The organism is Candidatus Edwardsbacteria bacterium RifOxyA12_full_54_48, assembly GCA_001777915.1.
In the GTDB taxonomy this organism is placed as follows: Bacteria; Edwardsbacteria; AC1; order AC1; family EtOH8; genus UBA2226.
Genome location: MFFN01000004.1, coordinates 107,853 through 124,691 on the forward strand (window position 1 = coordinate 107,853; position 16,839 = coordinate 124,691).

15 protein-coding genes are annotated in these 16,839 nt (G+C 53.2%); 2 read left to right on the forward strand and 13 right to left on the reverse strand.

All coding sequences use genetic code 11. The features are described 5' to 3' along the window. Positions 1-243: 243 nt before the first annotated feature. The 8 genes from A2273_02105 to A2273_02140 all read right to left on the reverse strand — a co-directional run bounded on the left by A2273_02105 (position 244) and on the right by A2273_02140 (position 7,646). Positions 244-1,161 (reverse strand): hypothetical protein, encoded by a 918-nt coding sequence (locus A2273_02105; GenBank protein ID OGF07287.1) that lies wholly within the window; start codon positions 1,159-1,161, stop codon positions 244-246. Further along, on the reverse strand, positions 1,158-2,045 hold the full coding sequence (locus tag A2273_02110; GenBank protein OGF07288.1) for a hypothetical protein: 888 nt from the start codon (positions 2,043-2,045) through the stop codon (positions 1,158-1,160). The genes A2273_02105 and A2273_02110 overlap by 4 nt, the downstream gene beginning before the upstream one ends. Further along, the gene (locus tag A2273_02115) at positions 2,042-2,623 is read right to left on the reverse strand and encodes a hypothetical protein (GenBank protein ID OGF07289.1); all 582 of its coding nucleotides are present in this window, start codon (positions 2,621-2,623) and stop codon (positions 2,042-2,044) included. Before A2273_02115 ends, A2273_02110 begins: the two co-directional genes overlap by 4 nt. A gap of 215 nt (positions 2,624-2,838) precedes the next feature. Further along, on the reverse strand, positions 2,839-3,243 hold the full coding sequence (locus A2273_02120) for a methylmalonyl-CoA epimerase (GenBank protein ID OGF07290.1): 405 nt from the start codon (positions 3,241-3,243) through the stop codon (positions 2,839-2,841). A gap of 30 nt (positions 3,244-3,273) precedes the next feature. Further along, positions 3,274-4,329 (reverse strand): mechanosensitive ion channel protein MscS, encoded by a 1,056-nt coding sequence (locus A2273_02125; GenBank protein OGF07291.1) that lies wholly within the window; start codon positions 4,327-4,329, stop codon positions 3,274-3,276. A gap of 81 nt (positions 4,330-4,410) precedes the next feature. Beyond that, entirely contained in the window at positions 4,411-5,400 is a 990-nt protein-coding gene (locus A2273_02130) for a hypothetical protein (protein OGF07292.1), read from the reverse strand. Positions 5,401-5,505: 105 nt separating this feature from the next. After that, the gene (locus tag A2273_02135) at positions 5,506-5,895 is read right to left on the reverse strand and encodes a methylmalonyl-CoA mutase (GenBank protein ID OGF07293.1); all 390 of its coding nucleotides are present in this window, start codon (positions 5,893-5,895) and stop codon (positions 5,506-5,508) included. A gap of 74 nt (positions 5,896-5,969) precedes the next feature. After that, positions 5,970-7,646 (reverse strand): methylmalonyl-CoA mutase, encoded by a 1,677-nt coding sequence (locus A2273_02140; GenBank protein OGF07996.1) that lies wholly within the window; start codon positions 7,644-7,646, stop codon positions 5,970-5,972. A 256-nt stretch (positions 7,647-7,902) separates the two neighbouring features. Here A2273_02140 and A2273_02145 point away from each other — a divergent pair, with 256 nt between their 5' ends. Both A2273_02145 and A2273_02150 read left to right on the forward strand, forming a co-directional pair. Then, positions 7,903-8,415, forward strand: coding sequence for a hypothetical protein (locus A2273_02145; protein ID OGF07294.1), 513 nt, complete (start codon positions 7,903-7,905; stop codon positions 8,413-8,415). Further along, positions 8,412-8,789 carry a hypothetical protein gene (locus A2273_02150; GenBank protein OGF07295.1) on the forward strand — a complete coding sequence of 126 codons (378 nt, stop codon included), beginning with the start codon at positions 8,412-8,414 and terminating at the stop codon, positions 8,787-8,789. Before A2273_02145 ends, A2273_02150 begins: the two co-directional genes overlap by 4 nt. A gap of 114 nt (positions 8,790-8,903) precedes the next feature. Here A2273_02150 and A2273_02155 read toward each other — a convergent pair whose 3' ends face one another. From A2273_02155 to A2273_02175, 5 genes are all read right to left on the reverse strand, one after another. Further along, a complete protein-coding gene (locus A2273_02155) occupies positions 8,904-9,158 on the reverse strand; it encodes a hypothetical protein (protein ID OGF07296.1) in 255 nt (84 codons plus the stop codon). Between the two features lie 279 nt (positions 9,159-9,437). Then, complete coding sequence (locus A2273_02160; protein ID OGF07297.1) at positions 9,438-12,569, reverse strand: hypothetical protein; 3,132 nt, start codon at positions 12,567-12,569, stop codon at positions 9,438-9,440. An 11-nt stretch (positions 12,570-12,580) separates the two neighbouring features. Continuing rightward, the gene (locus A2273_02165; protein ID OGF07298.1) at positions 12,581-13,369 is read right to left on the reverse strand and encodes a hypothetical protein; all 789 of its coding nucleotides are present in this window, start codon (positions 13,367-13,369) and stop codon (positions 12,581-12,583) included. Next, positions 13,370-15,346, reverse strand: coding sequence for a hypothetical protein (locus A2273_02170; GenBank protein OGF07299.1), 1,977 nt, complete (start codon positions 15,344-15,346; stop codon positions 13,370-13,372). It lies immediately after the preceding gene. A gap of 50 nt (positions 15,347-15,396) precedes the next feature. Then, complete coding sequence (locus tag A2273_02175; GenBank protein OGF07300.1) at positions 15,397-16,830, reverse strand: aldehyde dehydrogenase; 1,434 nt, start codon at positions 16,828-16,830, stop codon at positions 15,397-15,399. Positions 16,831-16,839 lie beyond the last annotated feature (9 nt).

The window sequence follows — 16,839 nt, forward strand, 5'->3', positions numbered from 1 at the left end:
TATTTCTATGCCAAACACGTTAGCAGCCATTAACGGGAATATGCGTTTTATAGCCAACCCAAATAAATAACACCGCCACCATTTTCTATCTGGATTCCCAATCAAGTCGGGAATGACAATATAGCCGTAATGCGCCTATGGAGAGGAATGATCCGCCTACGCTAAAGCTGCGGCGGACAAGCACTCAAACTGAAACGACCATACGGGTGCAAGGATATTTGCCCTGCATGAAGAAGCCCCCGCCTAAGCGGGGGCTTTCTCGTATTCCGGCATTCTGGCCGTGAATTTTCTCACCATCTGCCCGCAGTTGCTGCCGATGAAATTTTCCTCCATGTTGCCCACCGATTCTATCACCTCATATCCCAATTTTACAAACTCACCGGCTTTTCCTTTCACCATTCCGTGAGCCTCATTTGATTCCTCAAGGCATTGCAGTTTGTTGCTGTTGGCCGTGGCCGTGGGATTAAGCGGCGTAAGCTTAATGGCAAATATTTCCGGATCGAAATAATTGGTTATCCGATCTGCTTCCACCGGGATCCCCGGCGATAGGGCGAAATTTAAGGACGGCTTGCGGCTGCCGGGACGGTAAAACCTTCTTCCGAAAGCGGCCATTTGCGGCCAGCTCATTTTGGGATAGGGTATCAGTTTATCCCGCATTTCCAAGTCGGTGGTGTTCATGGAGAACTGCAGTTGCATATCAGAGAACCTCTGCGAGACATTCAATAATGATTCGAACCACTTATCCCGGCCGGCCGGAGCCATGGTGGCAATGCAAGGCATGGCAGCAGGATGGTTATCGGCCAGCCAATGGATGACGTCTATCACCGCATCGTTTAAAGCCGGTTCGCCCATCCGGGCAAACTGTATTTTCAGTTTTTGGCACCTTTGGGGATCCAGATCCCGGTTCTCCGATAACACGTGCTCTATCTGGCTTCTGATCTCGGGCAGCGATAGATTTCCCATGAAATCGCCCCCGGCATCGCACATCAGGCATCCCACCGGACAGCCGAACTGGCTGGAGACCACTATCACCCATTTTTTGTCCCGTCCCACGGCCGCCGGTTCGCACGAATCAACGAACTCGAGCATCCGACCGTTTTCCGACTCGGCCAAATAGACCACCGCCAGGTCCTTTCTTCCGTTCCTCCCCAGTATCTTCATCTGTCCTTCCTTATATATTCATATGCTTCTATTGTCATTTTTATGCCGTCGCCGAAGGCGATGGCCGCCTGCTTTATTTTTGGGTGTGCTGCATCCCCGGCCAGAAAAAGACCGGCGTTCAGATATTGCCGGGCGCTGGGGGTTAAATCAGGAAGATTTCTTATACTGCCGATAGCCGTCAGACAATGATTGAATATCTCATGAACAGCCTGGCCGGACACTGATAGAGTCGCTTCTATCCCGCCCCTGCCATCGGCCAACTTTAGAATTTCCGTTTCGTATTTAACCCGTATCCCCAATTTCACGGCTTCCCCCCGCAGGGAATCGAAAACCCTGTCGGTTTTCGCCCTGATGGCCATGGTGACCTCAAAACCTTTCTCTGCCAGACTGCAGGCCTGGTCGAAGGCCACCTCGCCGCCGCCGATCACCAATACCTTTTCTTTTCGCTTTCCCAGTGGGATATCCGTCCACCGGTAAAATATTTTTTTGCCCTCTAATTCCTGAGGCGCTATTTTCCTGCCGAGTTTTTTGGGCATCAGTCCGGTGGCCAATATTACCGCCCTGGTCTGATATCGCTTTTTACCGGCGTCAACTATAAAGACCCTCCGGTTAATTTCAATTGAAGAAACCAAGCCGGGAATTCTATTGACCCCGCTTTGCCGGGACTGAGCAATCAGCGAACGATACAGCTCGGGCCCTGACTGACCGCCAGCACCGGCCAGGGGGAAATTCTCCACCCTTCGGGCCAACAGCAATCGGCTTTGCGGCTCTTTCCTTTCGATGATCGCATGCTCCATCCCCAAATGCGCCGCCTGGATCCCGGCGCCCAGGCCCGCTGACCCTGCCCCGATGATGAGTAAGTCGTATGTTTTTTTATTTCTCATGGATTCCCGACTCCTCGGGAATGACATTCCTTTTTCTCCAATGATTTGCGAAATTCCTGAAAATTACACGTCCGACAAAAGCCATGCTTTAATGCGAGAAGCGCAGCCCGGTGATATTCTTTGCTCTTGGAACAGCAGGCATCTGTTATTATCGTTGCCCGGTAGCCCAGCATGAAACCGTGTCGCACGGTGGTATCCACGCACAGATGGGTCATCACCCCGCAGATCACCAGATGGGTGATCTTTTCTTTTTTAAGCAGGGCGTCAAGTTTGGTCCTGAAGAAAGCCGAGAAATGTTCTTTTCTTATTTTCACTGCGCCCGGGACGACATCGATCCGGTCAAAATATTCGCTTTCCCATCCCGACGGCAGATGCTCCCAACGTTCGGCCATCAGGTTGCCGGGCTTTATTGGCGCAGTATGACTGGTATAGATGACCGGCCATTTATTCTTCCGGGCTGTTTCTATCAGCAGGTTGATCTTGGGCAGGATCTTTTTGCTGTCCGGCAGATAGGCCGGGGAGGTCTTATCAAAGAAGTAATTCTGACAGTCTATGACCAATAGTGCATATTTATTCATAAAATCTTCCTTTATCAGACGTATTCAACGCCTGTCATTCCCGCGAAGGCGGGAATCCAAGAAGCATCCGGCCAAACAAAAAAACCCAGGCCGCAGATGCGGTCTGGGTGGCTTGAAAAGCCTAGTGCATGACCGAAATTTAAATCATTTTATTCCGACGCCAATTGGCCCTTTGATCTGGATTCCCGCCTTCGCGGGAATGACCCTCTGGTTGATTAATGGCCTTCGGAAAGCTCCAGCAGAACCCCCTTGGTGGACTTGGGATGGACGAATGCGATCCTGTGGCCGCCGGCCCCCACCCGGGGAACCTTGTCTATCAGTTGATAGCCCTTGGCGGTCAGCTCCTCCAGGGCCTTTTCGATGTTATCCACCTTGAGGGCCAGGTGATGGATGCCCTCGCCCTTGGCCTCGATGAACTTGGCGATGTTGCCGTCCGGCGCGGTGGACTCCAGCAATTCCACCCGGCTGTCACCCACCGGGATGAAGGCCACTTTGACCTTCTGGCTCTCCACCGTCTCGATTGCTTCCAGCGCCAGGCCTAAACCCTCGGTGTAAAATTTCTGGGCCTCTTCGAGATTTTTGACGGCGATGCCGATATGATCGATCCCTTTGATATGCATGCGATGCTCCAGTTTTTAATTTTAAATACTTTATTTTTTATTTACAAACAGGGTCTGGGTGGGATAGGCGAATTCGATCTTCTTTTTAGCGAAGGCCTCCATGATGGCCAGGTTGATCTGCTGCTGAGTATCCATGTATTTCAGGTAATCCCCGCCCTCCACATAATAGACGACCTCGAAGTTAAGGCTGAAATCCCCGTAGGAGGCAAAGTGCGCCCGGTCGAAGATGGCACAGGGAATATTTTTAATGATCCCCCCTATGATGCCCGGTATCTCCTTGACCTTTGCCGCCGGAGTGTCGTAGGTAATCCCGATCTTGAACACCACCCGGCGGTTGATCATCCGCTTGTAATTGCGCAGGCGGGAATTGGTCAGGTCGGTATTGGCAAATATCAGTTGTTCGCCGCCCAAGCTGCGGACCCTGGTGCTCTTGATGCCGATGTGCTCCACCGTGCCCTGAAATTCTCCCACTATCACGAAGTCCCCGATCTCGAACGGCCGGTCGAAGAAGATGGAAAAATAGCTGAACAGGTCCCCCAGCACCTTTTGGGCGGCAAAAGCTAATGCCAGACCGCCGATGCCCAACCCGGCCACCAGGGCCGAGACCTTGACTCCGAAGTTGTCCAACAGGATTACCAGGGCCAGGATCCAGACCACCAGCTTGAGGATGGTCAGTATTCCCCGGTAGGCCGTGTTCTGAGAGGAATCCGCCCCACCCCGCTTCTTCCAATAGGCCTCAACGGAATAAACCGCCAGGGACAGAATGAACTTGGCCGCCAAGCATGTCAGAACAATGGCTCCGGCAATGTTGATGGCCCTGTGCGCCATGGGAACGACATTGAGATTCTGAATACTCAGGTACACCGCCCCCAGGTAAAGCAGGGGGACGATCCTTTTATCGATGGCTTCAACCAGGCGGTCATCGAAATGGCTCTCGGTCCGGGCGGTAATTTTCTTCAGCCGGTGGATCACTATGAGATCAGCGATTTTAATTACAACAACTGAGCCGATCAAAATAGCCAGGCTGATCAGATAATCCGCAACCTGATTGTTGAAATAACTCAGTTCTATAAGCTCCCTGATCATCATCCCCCTTTTCTATTGCCAGACATTTTTCCGGAATTTGTCCTGGTCTGGCACACATTCCTAAAACAATAGGGCTTTGGCCTAGCCGCCTCCGTCGGCCCCCTGTCCCCACTTATCCCACATGGTCTCCAGCTCCAGTTCCCTCAATGCCTCCCGGGCGACGGTATGGGGATCTATGAACTTTAAATAGACCTCCTCGATGTTGTCCCTGGTGGTAATATCCTTGGTCATTTTTTCATGAGCCCACTTATCCAGTTGATTCAGGATCAAGGTATGGACCTCGGTGACGGCCCGGTTTCTCCGGCGGATCTCGAACTTGCCGCTGTCGTGAAGATACTTCTTGTGCTGTTCGATGGATTGGGCCAGCTCCCCGATGCCGATATTATCCTTGGCGGTGACTTTTAGGATCGGCGGCACGAAATCGTCCTCATTCATATCCCAGGTCGACAGCAGTTGTTCGATGGCCATAACACTTTTTTCCACCCCGTCACGGTCGGCCTTATTTACCACAAATATATCGGCGATCTCCATGGTGCCGGCCTTCAGCACCTGGATATCATCACCTAGACCCGGCACGGTTACCAGGACCGTGGTGTCCACCTGGCTGGCCACTTCGATCTCGGATTGGCCTATCCCCACCGTCTCGAAGATTATCATATCATAACCGGCCGCATCCAGGATCTTGGCGGAATCGGCCGTGGCCACAGCCAATCCTCCCAGATGCCCCCGGCTGCCCATGGAACGAATGAACACCCCGCTGTCGGTAGCGTGGGCCTGCATTCTTACCCGGTCACCCAAAAGGGCGCCGCCGGTGAAGGTGCTGGAAGGATCTATCCCGATAATGGCCACCTTTAAGCCCAGCTTCCGGTAATAAGCGATCATTCTGTCAACCAGGGTGGATTTCCCCCCACCGGGAGGGCCGGTGATGCCCACTACATAGGCTTGCCCGGTATGGGGATATAAGGATCTCAAAAGTTCGACAGCCTGGTAATCCTCGTTTTCAGCCAAAGTTATCGCTCTGGCTATCGAGCGGATATCCCCGGCTAGTATTTTTTGAACCAAGTTCTTCACACGTTTTTATAAAATTAATTGTTTTAAAAAGTATAAATCTCTTTGCGCCATTTACCAAGTGCGGCCCGATGATGTATATCAATGATTAAAAACACATTCACTGAATCAGTTTGAATTGATATAATCTATCACCGCTTTGGAGGTTGCGCCGGGGGTAAATATCTCCTTAATACCCGCCTCCTTCAATGCCGGTATATCATCGGCTGGGATAACCCCTCCGCCGAACACCTTTATATCTTCCGCCTGCCTCTGTTTCAAGATTTCCACCACTTTGGGAAACAGGGAGTTGTGAGCCCCCGAAAGACAGGACAGTCCCACCCATTGTACATCCTCCTGTATTGCCGCACTGGCAATGGCTTCCGGGGTTTGCCTCAAACCGGTATATATCACTTCGAACCCGGCGTCCCTTAGTGCCCGGGCGATGAACTTAGCCCCCCGATCGTGCCCATCCAAGCCTGGCTTGGCGATCAAAATCCTGATCTTTTTTTCCGACATATATATTATTTCTCCCTATAGATTTCTTTTCTCCGTTCGTCCTGCTCTTGATTTTTAAGTGGGCTGAACGGTCGTTATAGGACCACTGATTCCCGGTATTCGCCGAATTCATCCCTAAGCACCTGGCATATTTCCCCCAGAGTGGCATATTGCTTGACCGCAGTTAAAATGAGCGGCATCAGATTATCCTTGCCTTGAGCGGCCTGGCGAATCTTTTCCAGCGAATTTTGAACCGCCGTATTATCGCGCTGGACCTTTATCTGGTTTATTTTTATTAACTGGGCCTCGGCCACCGCCGGCGACACCTTGAGCAAGTTTTTCATCGGCTCTTCCTGAACGGTGAATTTATTGACCCCCACCACTACCCGTTCTTTACTCTCAACATCCAGTTGATAGCGGTAAGCCGACTCCTGGATCTCACTCTGAATATAGCCTTTCTCCACCGCTCGGACCATGCCGCCCATCTTGTCTATCTTTTTTATATACTCCAGGGCGGACTTCTCGATCTCATTGGTCTTGGCTTCGATAAAATACGACCCGGCCAGAGGATCTATGGTGTCGGCCACTCCTGATTCATAGGCTACGATCTGCTGAGTGCGCAGGGCTATCCTTACCGATTCTTCGGTCGGCAGGGCCAGGGCCTCGTCCTTGGAGTTGGTATGCAGGCTCTGGGTGCCGCCCATAACCGCCGCCAGGGTTTGAATGGTCACCCGGACTATATTATTGTCCGGCTGCTGGGCGGTCATGGTGGACCCGGCCGTTTGCGAGTGGAAACGAAGCATCAGCGAACTGGGCTTTTGGGCGTTGAAGCGCTCCTTCATGATCCTGGCCCACAGTCTCCGGGCCGCCCGGAATTTGGCCACCTCTTCGAACAGGTTGTTGTTGGCGTTGAAGAAGAACGACAGCCGGCTGGCAAAATCGTCCACATTCAATCCGGTATCCAGGGCGGCCTGAACATAGGCGATACCATCGGCCAGGGTGAAGGCCACCTCTTGGGTGGCGCTGGCTCCGGCCTCCCGGATATGATAGCCCGATATGGAGATGGTGTTCCACTTGGGCACTTCTTTGGCACAGTATTCAAAGATATCGGTGATCAGCCGCATGGAAGGCTTGGGGGGGAAAATATAGGTCCCCCTGGCAATGTATTCCTTTAAGATATCGTTCTGGATGGTGCCGTGGATCTGGGAGGGACTCACCCCCTGTTTTTCGGCGACGGCGATATACATGGCCAACAATACCGAGGCCGGGGCATTGATGGTCATGGAGGTGGATACCTTATCCAGGGGGATGCCGTCAAAAAGGATCTCCATATCGGCCAGCGAGTCTATCGCCACCCCGACCTTTCCCACCTCTCCGGTTGACATCGGATGGTCGGAGTCGTAGCCTATCTGAGTCGGCAGGTCGAAGGCGATCGACAGGCCGGTTTGTCCCTGCTGAAGCAAGTACTTGTAGCGGTGATTTGATTCGGCGGCGTCCCCGAAACCGGCGTACTGCCGCATGGTCCAGAACTTGCCCCGATACATGGTTGGCTGGACGCCTCGGGTATAGGGATATTGCCCGGGGAAGCCCAGCTCTTTGGGGTAATCCACCTCCCCTACATCATCCGGGGTATAAAGCCGGTTGACCTCGGCGCCCGAAGTAAGCAAAAATTTCTCTTTTCTTTCGGGATATTTGGCCAGCAGCGGCGTAACGCTGTTTGATTGCCATTCGGCGATCTGCTTTTTTAGATCGTCCGGGGCGTTGGCTTTCATAACTCCGTTCGGTTTGGAAACTTGGGCCCTTTTGCCGGGCCTTTTAAGCGCCGGATGGGGCTTTTTTATTTCCTTTTTCTTGGCTGTTTTTTTCATGGTTTTCATATATTCCCTGCAATATGTTGATTGATCTGTTTCACAACTTATAATCAATTATTATAACACTATGGATATAAAAAAGCAAAATTTTATTTTAATTTATTTATTGACAAAATATCGCCAATCAATTATTCTTAATGTAAAGAGAGTGATAAAAATGATCAGCTATACCAAAATATACTTTACCCGATACAATACGCCCATCGGCCGATTATACCTGGCCGCCACCGACAAGGGTCTGCTTAACATTGCTCCAGAAAAGGGCTCCGAGCTGTCCTTCCTGATAGACCTGCCGATCAGGCATTATGACCTAGTACGCAGCGAAAAACCCTTTCTGCAGATCAAAAAACAATTGGACAGATATTTTAAAGGTCAGCCGGTGGTCTTCAAATTCAGGGCCGATATGAGCCATGGCACCGGCTTCCAGAGAAGCGTCTGGAGGAAACTGTCCGGCCTGCTGCCCGGTCAGATGATGACCTACGGCATTCTGGCCCGGGAGATAGGCCAGCCCAAAGCTTACCGTGCCGTTGGTCAGGCGGTGGGAGCCAACCCCCTGCCGATAATCATCCCCTGCCACCGGGTGATCGCCTCCGACGGCTCGCTGGGCGGCTTTGCCTGGGGAATAAAGGTCAAGAAAAAACTGTTATCCATTGAAGGGATAGGCTTATGAAAAAGACAGCCTCGTCAAAAGAAAGAAGAAAGTTTATACGGTTGCCGGTGGAGATAAGGGTGAAATATAAAGCCCTTAAGGAGATCATTGACACCAGCGGGTTAAAACCGGCCAAGGTGAAAAACCTGAGCTCCGGGGGGATACTTTTTCATTCCGGCAAAAAACTAAGCAAGGACGATACCCTGCAGTTAAAACTTGATTTTGCCCGGGGCAAAAGCAAATACGATTTGGCGGCAATCGGACAGGTGGTGCGCTGCAGCGCATTGAAAAACGGGCAATACACCATCGGGGTGCGGTTTTTGGAGATATACTCGGACGACCTGGATTTGTTGAAGGGCTTTATCGAGAAGAAGGCAACGAGGCCGGGTAAGTGACGGCATTCCTATAAACAGAAAAGGGCGGTTTTACCGCCCTTTTCTGTTTCAGACCCCGAGCCCACAAAACCGATGGTTTCCCCTGCTTTGGTCCGCCAGGCTTATCATAGGCAATTAAAACCTCACCTGGTCGCCGGCCTTGATCCCATTCTGCCCAAACCACCCGGCGTTGGCCTCGATAACATAAAGGGCCGGGGCCAGCGACCGGTAGCGCGGCCCCTCATCCAGCGGCTTCATGGTCAGGATGTTGATGATCACTCCCTGTTCGGAGATGAAGGCGATGTCCAGCGGCAGATAGGTGTTCCTCATCCAGAATGACTGCATCTGGGGATACTCAAAAATGAACAGCATCCCCTCATCCCCCGGCATAGTTTTCCTGAACATCAGTCCCTGCTCCCGGGATCGCGGGTTATCTACCACTTCCACCCATAAAACACTCTGCCCCACTGTAAGTTTGATTCTTCCTGGTCGTTCAGACTGGACCTGATTTGTCTCGCTTGGCCTGTCATTTTCTCCAGTTTTGTGGCGGCATCCTGCCGCTGACAACAGCGACAGGATTATCATCATTATTGTTAAATTGTTCCTCAATCTTCCTCGTGATTCATATGTTCCATATTGGCAATGATGGCCCGATACTGCGTAAAATTCTCACAAAATGCTCTGGAAATGGCTGGGCCGGTTCATGGTGCCGTCCAGCAGTTCCGAACGTTTTCTCTCCTGCTTCACATAATCGACCGATCCCCAGATCTTCAACGAGCCTGATAAACGGGTATCGCTGCCGCAGGTAAGGATCTGGGGTCCCAGGCTCAGGCAGGTCCGGGTCTCTGTCTTATGTCCGGACAGCAGCCAATATTCTGGGGCTTTCCCCTTGGGGTTTATTATCATCAGCGTGCCGTCATTTTTCTTTCCGGCCTTTGACTTGATGCCCACCAGCAGGCGACCGTCAAAACAGGCGCTAAGGCTGGAGACAGTACCGATGCCATCAGTCGTAACGGTCTCCACCTGGCCCGTCCGGTAATCAATGATGGCGATCTCTATGTTTCCCTTAGGCCCTGTGCCGGACCGGCCGACCGCCACCCTTCCTCCCGGATATCGGCAAAGACTTGCCCCGCCGGCCAGCCCGGCATCATACGACAGGGCCGAATTATTCCCGTTTTCCCAGACGATCAACCTGCCATCCGAGTCCAGGGAAAATACTCTTTTGCCCGGACCCATTTCAATCGCCGTAATGCTTCTGGCTGATAGTTTTGCCCCGCCGACCTGACCTTCCCATTGGTTCCAGAGGCGAAGGCTGCCATCCGAATGCCCGGTGGCGATCAACTGGTCGCGGTTTGAGGCAATGGCCGTAATCGGCGGATGGTCATTCTTCCATTTGGTCAGATGCCCTTTACTTAAGGATGTGGTACCCAAGCGGCCGGCGCCGTCAATGGACCATATTTCTTCTCCCAGCACCGTAATTTGCCTTATATCTCCGCCAGGGAGACTGTGGTATTTCAGGCGATCGCCTATTCCATAGAAGGCCCCCACCTGGCCGCCCTTTCCGCCGAAGGCCACCTGCCCGGGGCCCATCAGGGCAACACAATTTACGGAGATACCGGCGGTTTCTATTGTTTCCAGAACGTGCCGGCTGGCTATAGAATTGCCGCTTTCCTTTCTGACGAACTGCTCTTCGCTGGGCTCTATGGCCTGCCTTTCCCCGACAACTGTCTCCTGGGATAGGATATCCACGGTTTCTTCCCGCCGCCCGAATTTCTTGCCGCTGGTCGCCAATCTGCCCGTTGCCCTGCCGAACCGTCCTATCCTTATGAACCTCCCCCAGTTCTCGATCTTCCTATGCCGGAAAAGTTCCTGGATCTCTTCCCTGCCCGGCCGGGCAGGAAGGGAGTTTTCCAGCTGATATATCAGTACTCTCCCGTCACGATGAAACCTGGTCTCCCGGAGGTTCGGTTCTTCAACATATGACAGACAGGTGGTTACGTTTTCCAACAATCCCTCGCGCTCCTCAAGGTTCATCCGCCGGGTGGAGTAGGTGGATCTAAATTTCAAAAGCACATCCAGGCGCTCCTGTTCGTTGAACAGGTTGACCAAATGGTGGAAATAGGCGTCATCCCTCCAGCCGTCCAGGATGATCAATTTTTTATCCCGGTGCTCATTCATGAATTGCTCGAAATATTCCTCCGGATGGTCTTCCTCCTCCGACAGGGGGTAGTTCTGGTAGAATTGGGGCAGGACGCGCTTTTTCAGGAATTTCAAACCCAGCATCCGGTTAAAAATATCATTGTGGTCCGCACTGTCCCGGGCCAGATACAGAATGTCCTTTGATGCCCATCGGCCAAATCCCTCGGTCAGACACTGGCAGAAATAGGTCTTGCCAGTCCCTGAATCTCCGGTGACGGCCATTACCACCGGCGGGTGCTTTCCCATCAAATACCATAATGTCTCCGAAAGTTCATACAATCCCTGTCGACTGGGCTGCAGTGCCAATAAATCATTCCCGGCGGTGTTGTGCATCTGCAGCCGGGCAAACAGGCCCGGCAGATCCAGGTTTTTCAAACCCAACAGGGCCTCTTCCGATACCCGGCACAGCCTGTCCTTTATCAGATCCAGCAAAACCGCAATGATCTCCGGTTCGATATTTCCGACATCACTTAACCGGGCCCGGCCTATTTTTCCCAGGGCCCAGGCCAGGGTGGCCCTTACATCCCTATCCTTGCTGTCCGCTTGGGCGGTAAGGAACGGAATGGCTGAAACCGGCGTTCTCTCCTGCTTGCCCAGAGCCCAGATGGATTCCCGTATTTCCAGGGCCGATGATCTCAGCCGCCCCTCGGCCTCTGGGCCGGACCCGGGCGATCCGGCCTTTAATTTATCCAACAAGACCCCGGCTGTCAAGGGTTCCCCCAGCCGTCCCAGTAGATACAACAGACCGGCGCTGAGATTGTCATGTTTTTGGTCCATCCGTTTCAGGAGATCGGCCGCCGTCTCGTCGCACCTTCGGTCCCGGACCTTTCCCAGGATGCAGGTAGCCTCGTACTGGATTCCGCTGGATATCGGAATGTCGGAATTGCCCAGCAGCCCCAGGCAGGGCCTTACCATGTGCTGCAGCCGGTCAACCGGCCAAGCCACGGCACCGTCGAGCTGTTCCAGGATCAGTTCGTACGCCTCGCTCCTGAGCTTTGGATCGGAGGGACCGGCCAGCAATCCTTCGACCTTACGGTTCAACCGGTCCTCCTCGGCAATCAGGCGGGATATTTTAACGAACATCTCGGAATCCCGCAGCAGATCATCGGCTAGCCGATCAAGGGCCTTGGCCCGAGAATATTCCTGGCCTGCCACTCCCCATCGATTGTAAGCTTCCTGTGTTTTTAAGGCGTACTCTTCGGACAGCCTTCTGCCCTGCTGGTCCCATTCGGCCACCGGCCGGCCGGCGTTATTTTTATAACAGGCGAATTCTATCAACCGGCATAAGGCGTTCAGGAATATTATCAGGGCTGCCTCAGGATTGGAGGCTGCCGGGCCCTGACCGAAGATATCTTTTATGACCTTCCAATCGGACTCCCTGGCCATCAGGGTTGTTGCCAGATTTTCAAGCTCGGCCTGTTGTCTGGCGCCGCTCTGCTCCCATAGCCGGTACCACAGTTCAGCGGAGGCCTTTTCCCATACTTCGCCGGGGTCTTTCTGCCAACGCCCCTGCTCGTCCAGGAACGACATCCTGCCCGGCAGATACTCGGCCAAAAGCCGATTGAAAGCATCCACAATTTTGTTTATGCGGGGTGCCGGCATTTTAGACTTCTTCACGGATTCAGGACCAACAGGCTGTTCAGGTCGTCTTCCAGCTGGGTCGGGCTCACTTTTACCAGCCATCCCCGTCCGTAAGGTTCTCGTTCCAATAAGGACATGTCGTTTTTTATCTCCTTGTTTACCGAGACGATCTGTCCCGATACCGGCATCCACAGGCGGTGAGAATGCTTTTTAGTGTCGCGGATAACAGCATAGGCTTCCCCCTGGATTATTTTATCACCCACCTCCGGAAGCTCGATGGCGGAGGCCGGTCCCAGGCCTTTCAAAAACTTATGATGAATGCCCACCGTTACCAGACCGTCCCGATCGACCTGGACCCAAGAATTATCCGGAATGCAGTACAACTGCGGCTGATGCGTTTTTATCTTCGGGTCGATTTCGACGGTTCGGTCTGTTTTTCGGCTCGCCTTTACCCGCTGGACTATATTGCGCAGGTCCTGGGGGGTGAAGGGTTTGGGAAGATAGTCGAAAGCCCCTGCTTTTATTGATTCCACGGCTGTTTTTATCGTCGGGAATCCGGTGATCATGATGACGGCGGTCCGGGGACGCCTCTTTTTTATTGCCGCCAATACCTCCAGGCCGCTGATTCCGGGCATCATCAGATCGGTTATTATCAGATCATAGCGTTGTTTCAGATCCCTTTTCAGGGCTTCCTCGCCGCTCAAAGCGGTCTCCACCGAGCTATTTCTGTTTTCCAGTACGCTGGCGATACTTTTACAGACCGGCAGCTCATCGTCCACCACTAGTATCTTTAATTTATCGGGCATCGTTTCATCCCCCATTTACTGATTATCACTTATCGGCAGCCTCACCAGCACCCTGACTCCCTTGGTTTTTTGGTTGATGATCTCAATGGCTCCGTTGTGCTGCTGGATGATGCCATAGCTGATGGCCAGCCCCAGACCGGTGCCCTTAATGCCCTTGGTGGTGAAGAACGGATCGAACACCTTGTTGACGATATCCTTGGGGATCCCGATTCCGTTGTCCTGGAAAAATATTTCGGCAAAGCGCAGATCACTCGAGACCCCGGTGCCCACCTTGAGGGTTCCGCCCTGGGGCATGGCATCGATGGCATTGACTAAGATATTGGTAAAGACCTGTTTTATTTTATTGGCATCAACCACCACCTGGGGCAGCCGCTTATCCAGGTTTACTTTTAAATCGATCCGGTTGAACAGCAGCTGGTTCTTGAAAAGTTTTAGCAGCATCAATATCAGGCTGTTGATATCCTCCGGCTTTTTTTCCGGCGGGCTCTGCCGGGAGAATTCCAGCAGCCTTTTGACGATGGAGCTGCAGCGGGAAGTCTCGTCGATTATCAGCTGGAGGCTTTCCTTGGTCTTGGATCGCCCCTTTATCTTTTCCGACATCAGGTGGCTGTTTATCAGGATCGAGGTCAGGGGATTATTGATTTCATGGGCGATCCCGGCTGCCATTTTGCCCAAGGAGGACAGTTTCTCGGTCTGGATTAGCTGATCCTGGGCAGCCTTCAGCTCTTCGGTTTTATCACGTATCTTTTGTTCCAGGGTCAGGGTCAATGCCCGGTATTCCCCGGTGGTCCGCTGCAGTTCGGCGGTCATTTTGTTGAAGGATTCCGACAGCTGTCCGATTTCATCCTTGGATGATATTTGAACCCTGACCGAAAGATCGCCCCCGGCCACCTGGCTGTTGGCCAAGACCAGGTCCTTGAGCGGCCCGACTATCCGGCCGGCCAGGTAATTGGCTGAGAACCATAATAATACCACCGTCAGGCCGGCTATCACCAGGAAAAGGGCCAGGGTCCTGTTTCTGAGGTCGATGTAGGGCGCCTCCAGCATGCCCACATAGAGGATGCCCACGATCTTACCGTTGATGTTCCGGATCGGCTCATAGGCCGTCCGGTACCAGTCATTGACCACGAAAGCCCGGCCTATCCAGGAGAGTCCCCGGTTAAGCACCTGGTCATATACCTCCTGTGAGACCCTGGTCCCCACCGCCCTGGCCCCGGCCGTTCCGCGGACATTGGTCGCTATCCTGAGGTCATTCATAAAGATGGTGGTGGTCCCGATGTCCTTGCCCTTATATTTTTCCCCTTTGTAAACTATGTCTTTGACCTTGTCGACGATCTGATGATTGTTGTTCAGCAGTTTCCCGCCGTACAAGATACCTATGAACTGCCCCCTGGCATCAAACAGCGGGGAGGCGGCCATGATCATCAAACCGGATGTTTCTACCGTGTCTTTTATCTTGCGGGCCTTGGGGGTGGGGATCATATCGACCCGGGCAGCCCGGGCCAGGTCTGCCCCCTCTTTCTCCAGCTCCTGGGCTGGGATGCTTTCGGTGGCGGCAGCCGGAAGCTTATTAAGCAGGACCCAGTCGATCAGTTCATTATAAGGTTTGTCGCCGTAGGAAGCCTGATTCCTTGACCTTATTATTACCCGGCCCTTTAAATCGGTGACGGATAATATATCCAACTGCTCCTTTTCCTTTATCTTCCGAAGCTCCCTTATAAGATCTCTCCTGTTTCCCCGCTTTACCGCGTCTGTCAGATCGTATCTTTGGGCCAACAGGTACATGGTATTATTTACCATTTTTCCTTCCTGCTGGTAGATCTCCCGGGCGGTATTGAGGTCCAGCCGGACCTTGTCCTGGGCCTGCCCGATGACTGTGTTGCCGATAAGCACGATGCCTGCCAGGGCCGAAAGGGAAACCCCCAGCAGTATGATGCTGGAAAAGCTCAGTATCAGTTTGGTCTTTAATGACAGTGCTTTGGGAAACATCATCCTTCTCGTTTGATAATTGCTGTCCGGTTGGACATCCGCCGGCCGCGGCTTTATTTATTAAGGTTGAATATGACCATCCTCAGGGTGGTCATCTCCTCGATGGCAAATTTCGCCCCCTCCCGGCCCAAGCCGCTGTTTTTATTGCCGCCATAGGGCATGTGGTCGATCCGATAGGAGGGAAAATCATTGATCAGTATGCCGCCTACGTTGATCCTTTTGACGGCCGCCAGGGCCCGGTTGATATTGGAGGTGAATATACCGGCCTGCAAGCCGTACTGGCTCTGATCGCATTTGACAATGCCCTCTTCAAAGCTGGATACTTTTTCCACCACCGCCACCGGGCCGAATATTTCGTCCCTGACCGCTTTCATCTCCGGTTTGGTGTTGGTGAGGATGGTGGGATAATATATATTTCCCTCTCTTCTCCCGCCGCAGATGGCCTCGGCCCCCTGGGCCACGGCTTCTTTTACCCATTCCTGGATCCGGCCGGCCTCCGATTCCGCTATCATCGGGCCGATATCGGTATCCTGGTCCAGGGGATTGCCGATCTTAAGTTTTTGGGTTCCGGCGGCGAATTTTTCCATGAATTCCGCATAACGGTTTTGGTGCACATATATCCGCTGCACAGAAATGCAGACCTGGCCCTGATTGTAAAACGCCCCCAGGATACAGCGCTTGACGGCGTAATCCATGCTTTCAATATCTTCATCGATCACCACCGCGCTGTTGGACCCCAATTCCATGGTGAGCCTCTTCAATCCGGCATTTTTGACGATATGCTGGCCCACCTCCCGGCTTCCGGTGAAACTTATCTTGGATATCCGCTGGTCCTTGATCAGCATCTCGCCGACCTCGCCTCCCGGCCCCGGCAATAGGCTTATGGCTTCCCGGGGCAGGCCAGCCTCGATAAAAGCTTTTACCAGCTCTATCCCTGAAAGGGGGGTGGCCGTGGCCGGTTTGAGGATGACCGGACACCCGGCGGCGATGGCCGGCGCCACTTTATGGGCCGCCAGGTTCAGGGGAAAGTTGAAGGGGGTGATGGCCGCCACCACCCCGATGGGATGCCTTTCGTAATATCCCACCCGGCCCTCGCCCGACCGGCCGGCGTCAATCGGCAGGGTCTCGCCATGAATGCGCTTGGCTTCCTCGGAGATGTATTCGAGATTCTCCACGCAGCGCTCGACCTCGGCCTTGGCGTAGCGGTAGGGCTTGCCCGCCTCGCGGGCGATGGTTACCGTAAGCTGGTCCTTCTGCCGGTCGATGATCCCGGCGGCAGAGCGGATGATGGCCGCCCGGCGGTGGGCCGGCAGTTCAGCCATTACTTGCTTTGCCGTTTCCGCGGCCGTTATCGCCTCATCGATTTGAGCGCTCTCGGCAGCGTAAACTTCGGCCATCGTTTCGCCGGTGTATTTGTCCAGCACCTTGAACCGTTTCCCTGAAACTCTTGGGTGCCCGGCGATGTTCAATTTATGAATAGGGTTCATATCATCCAA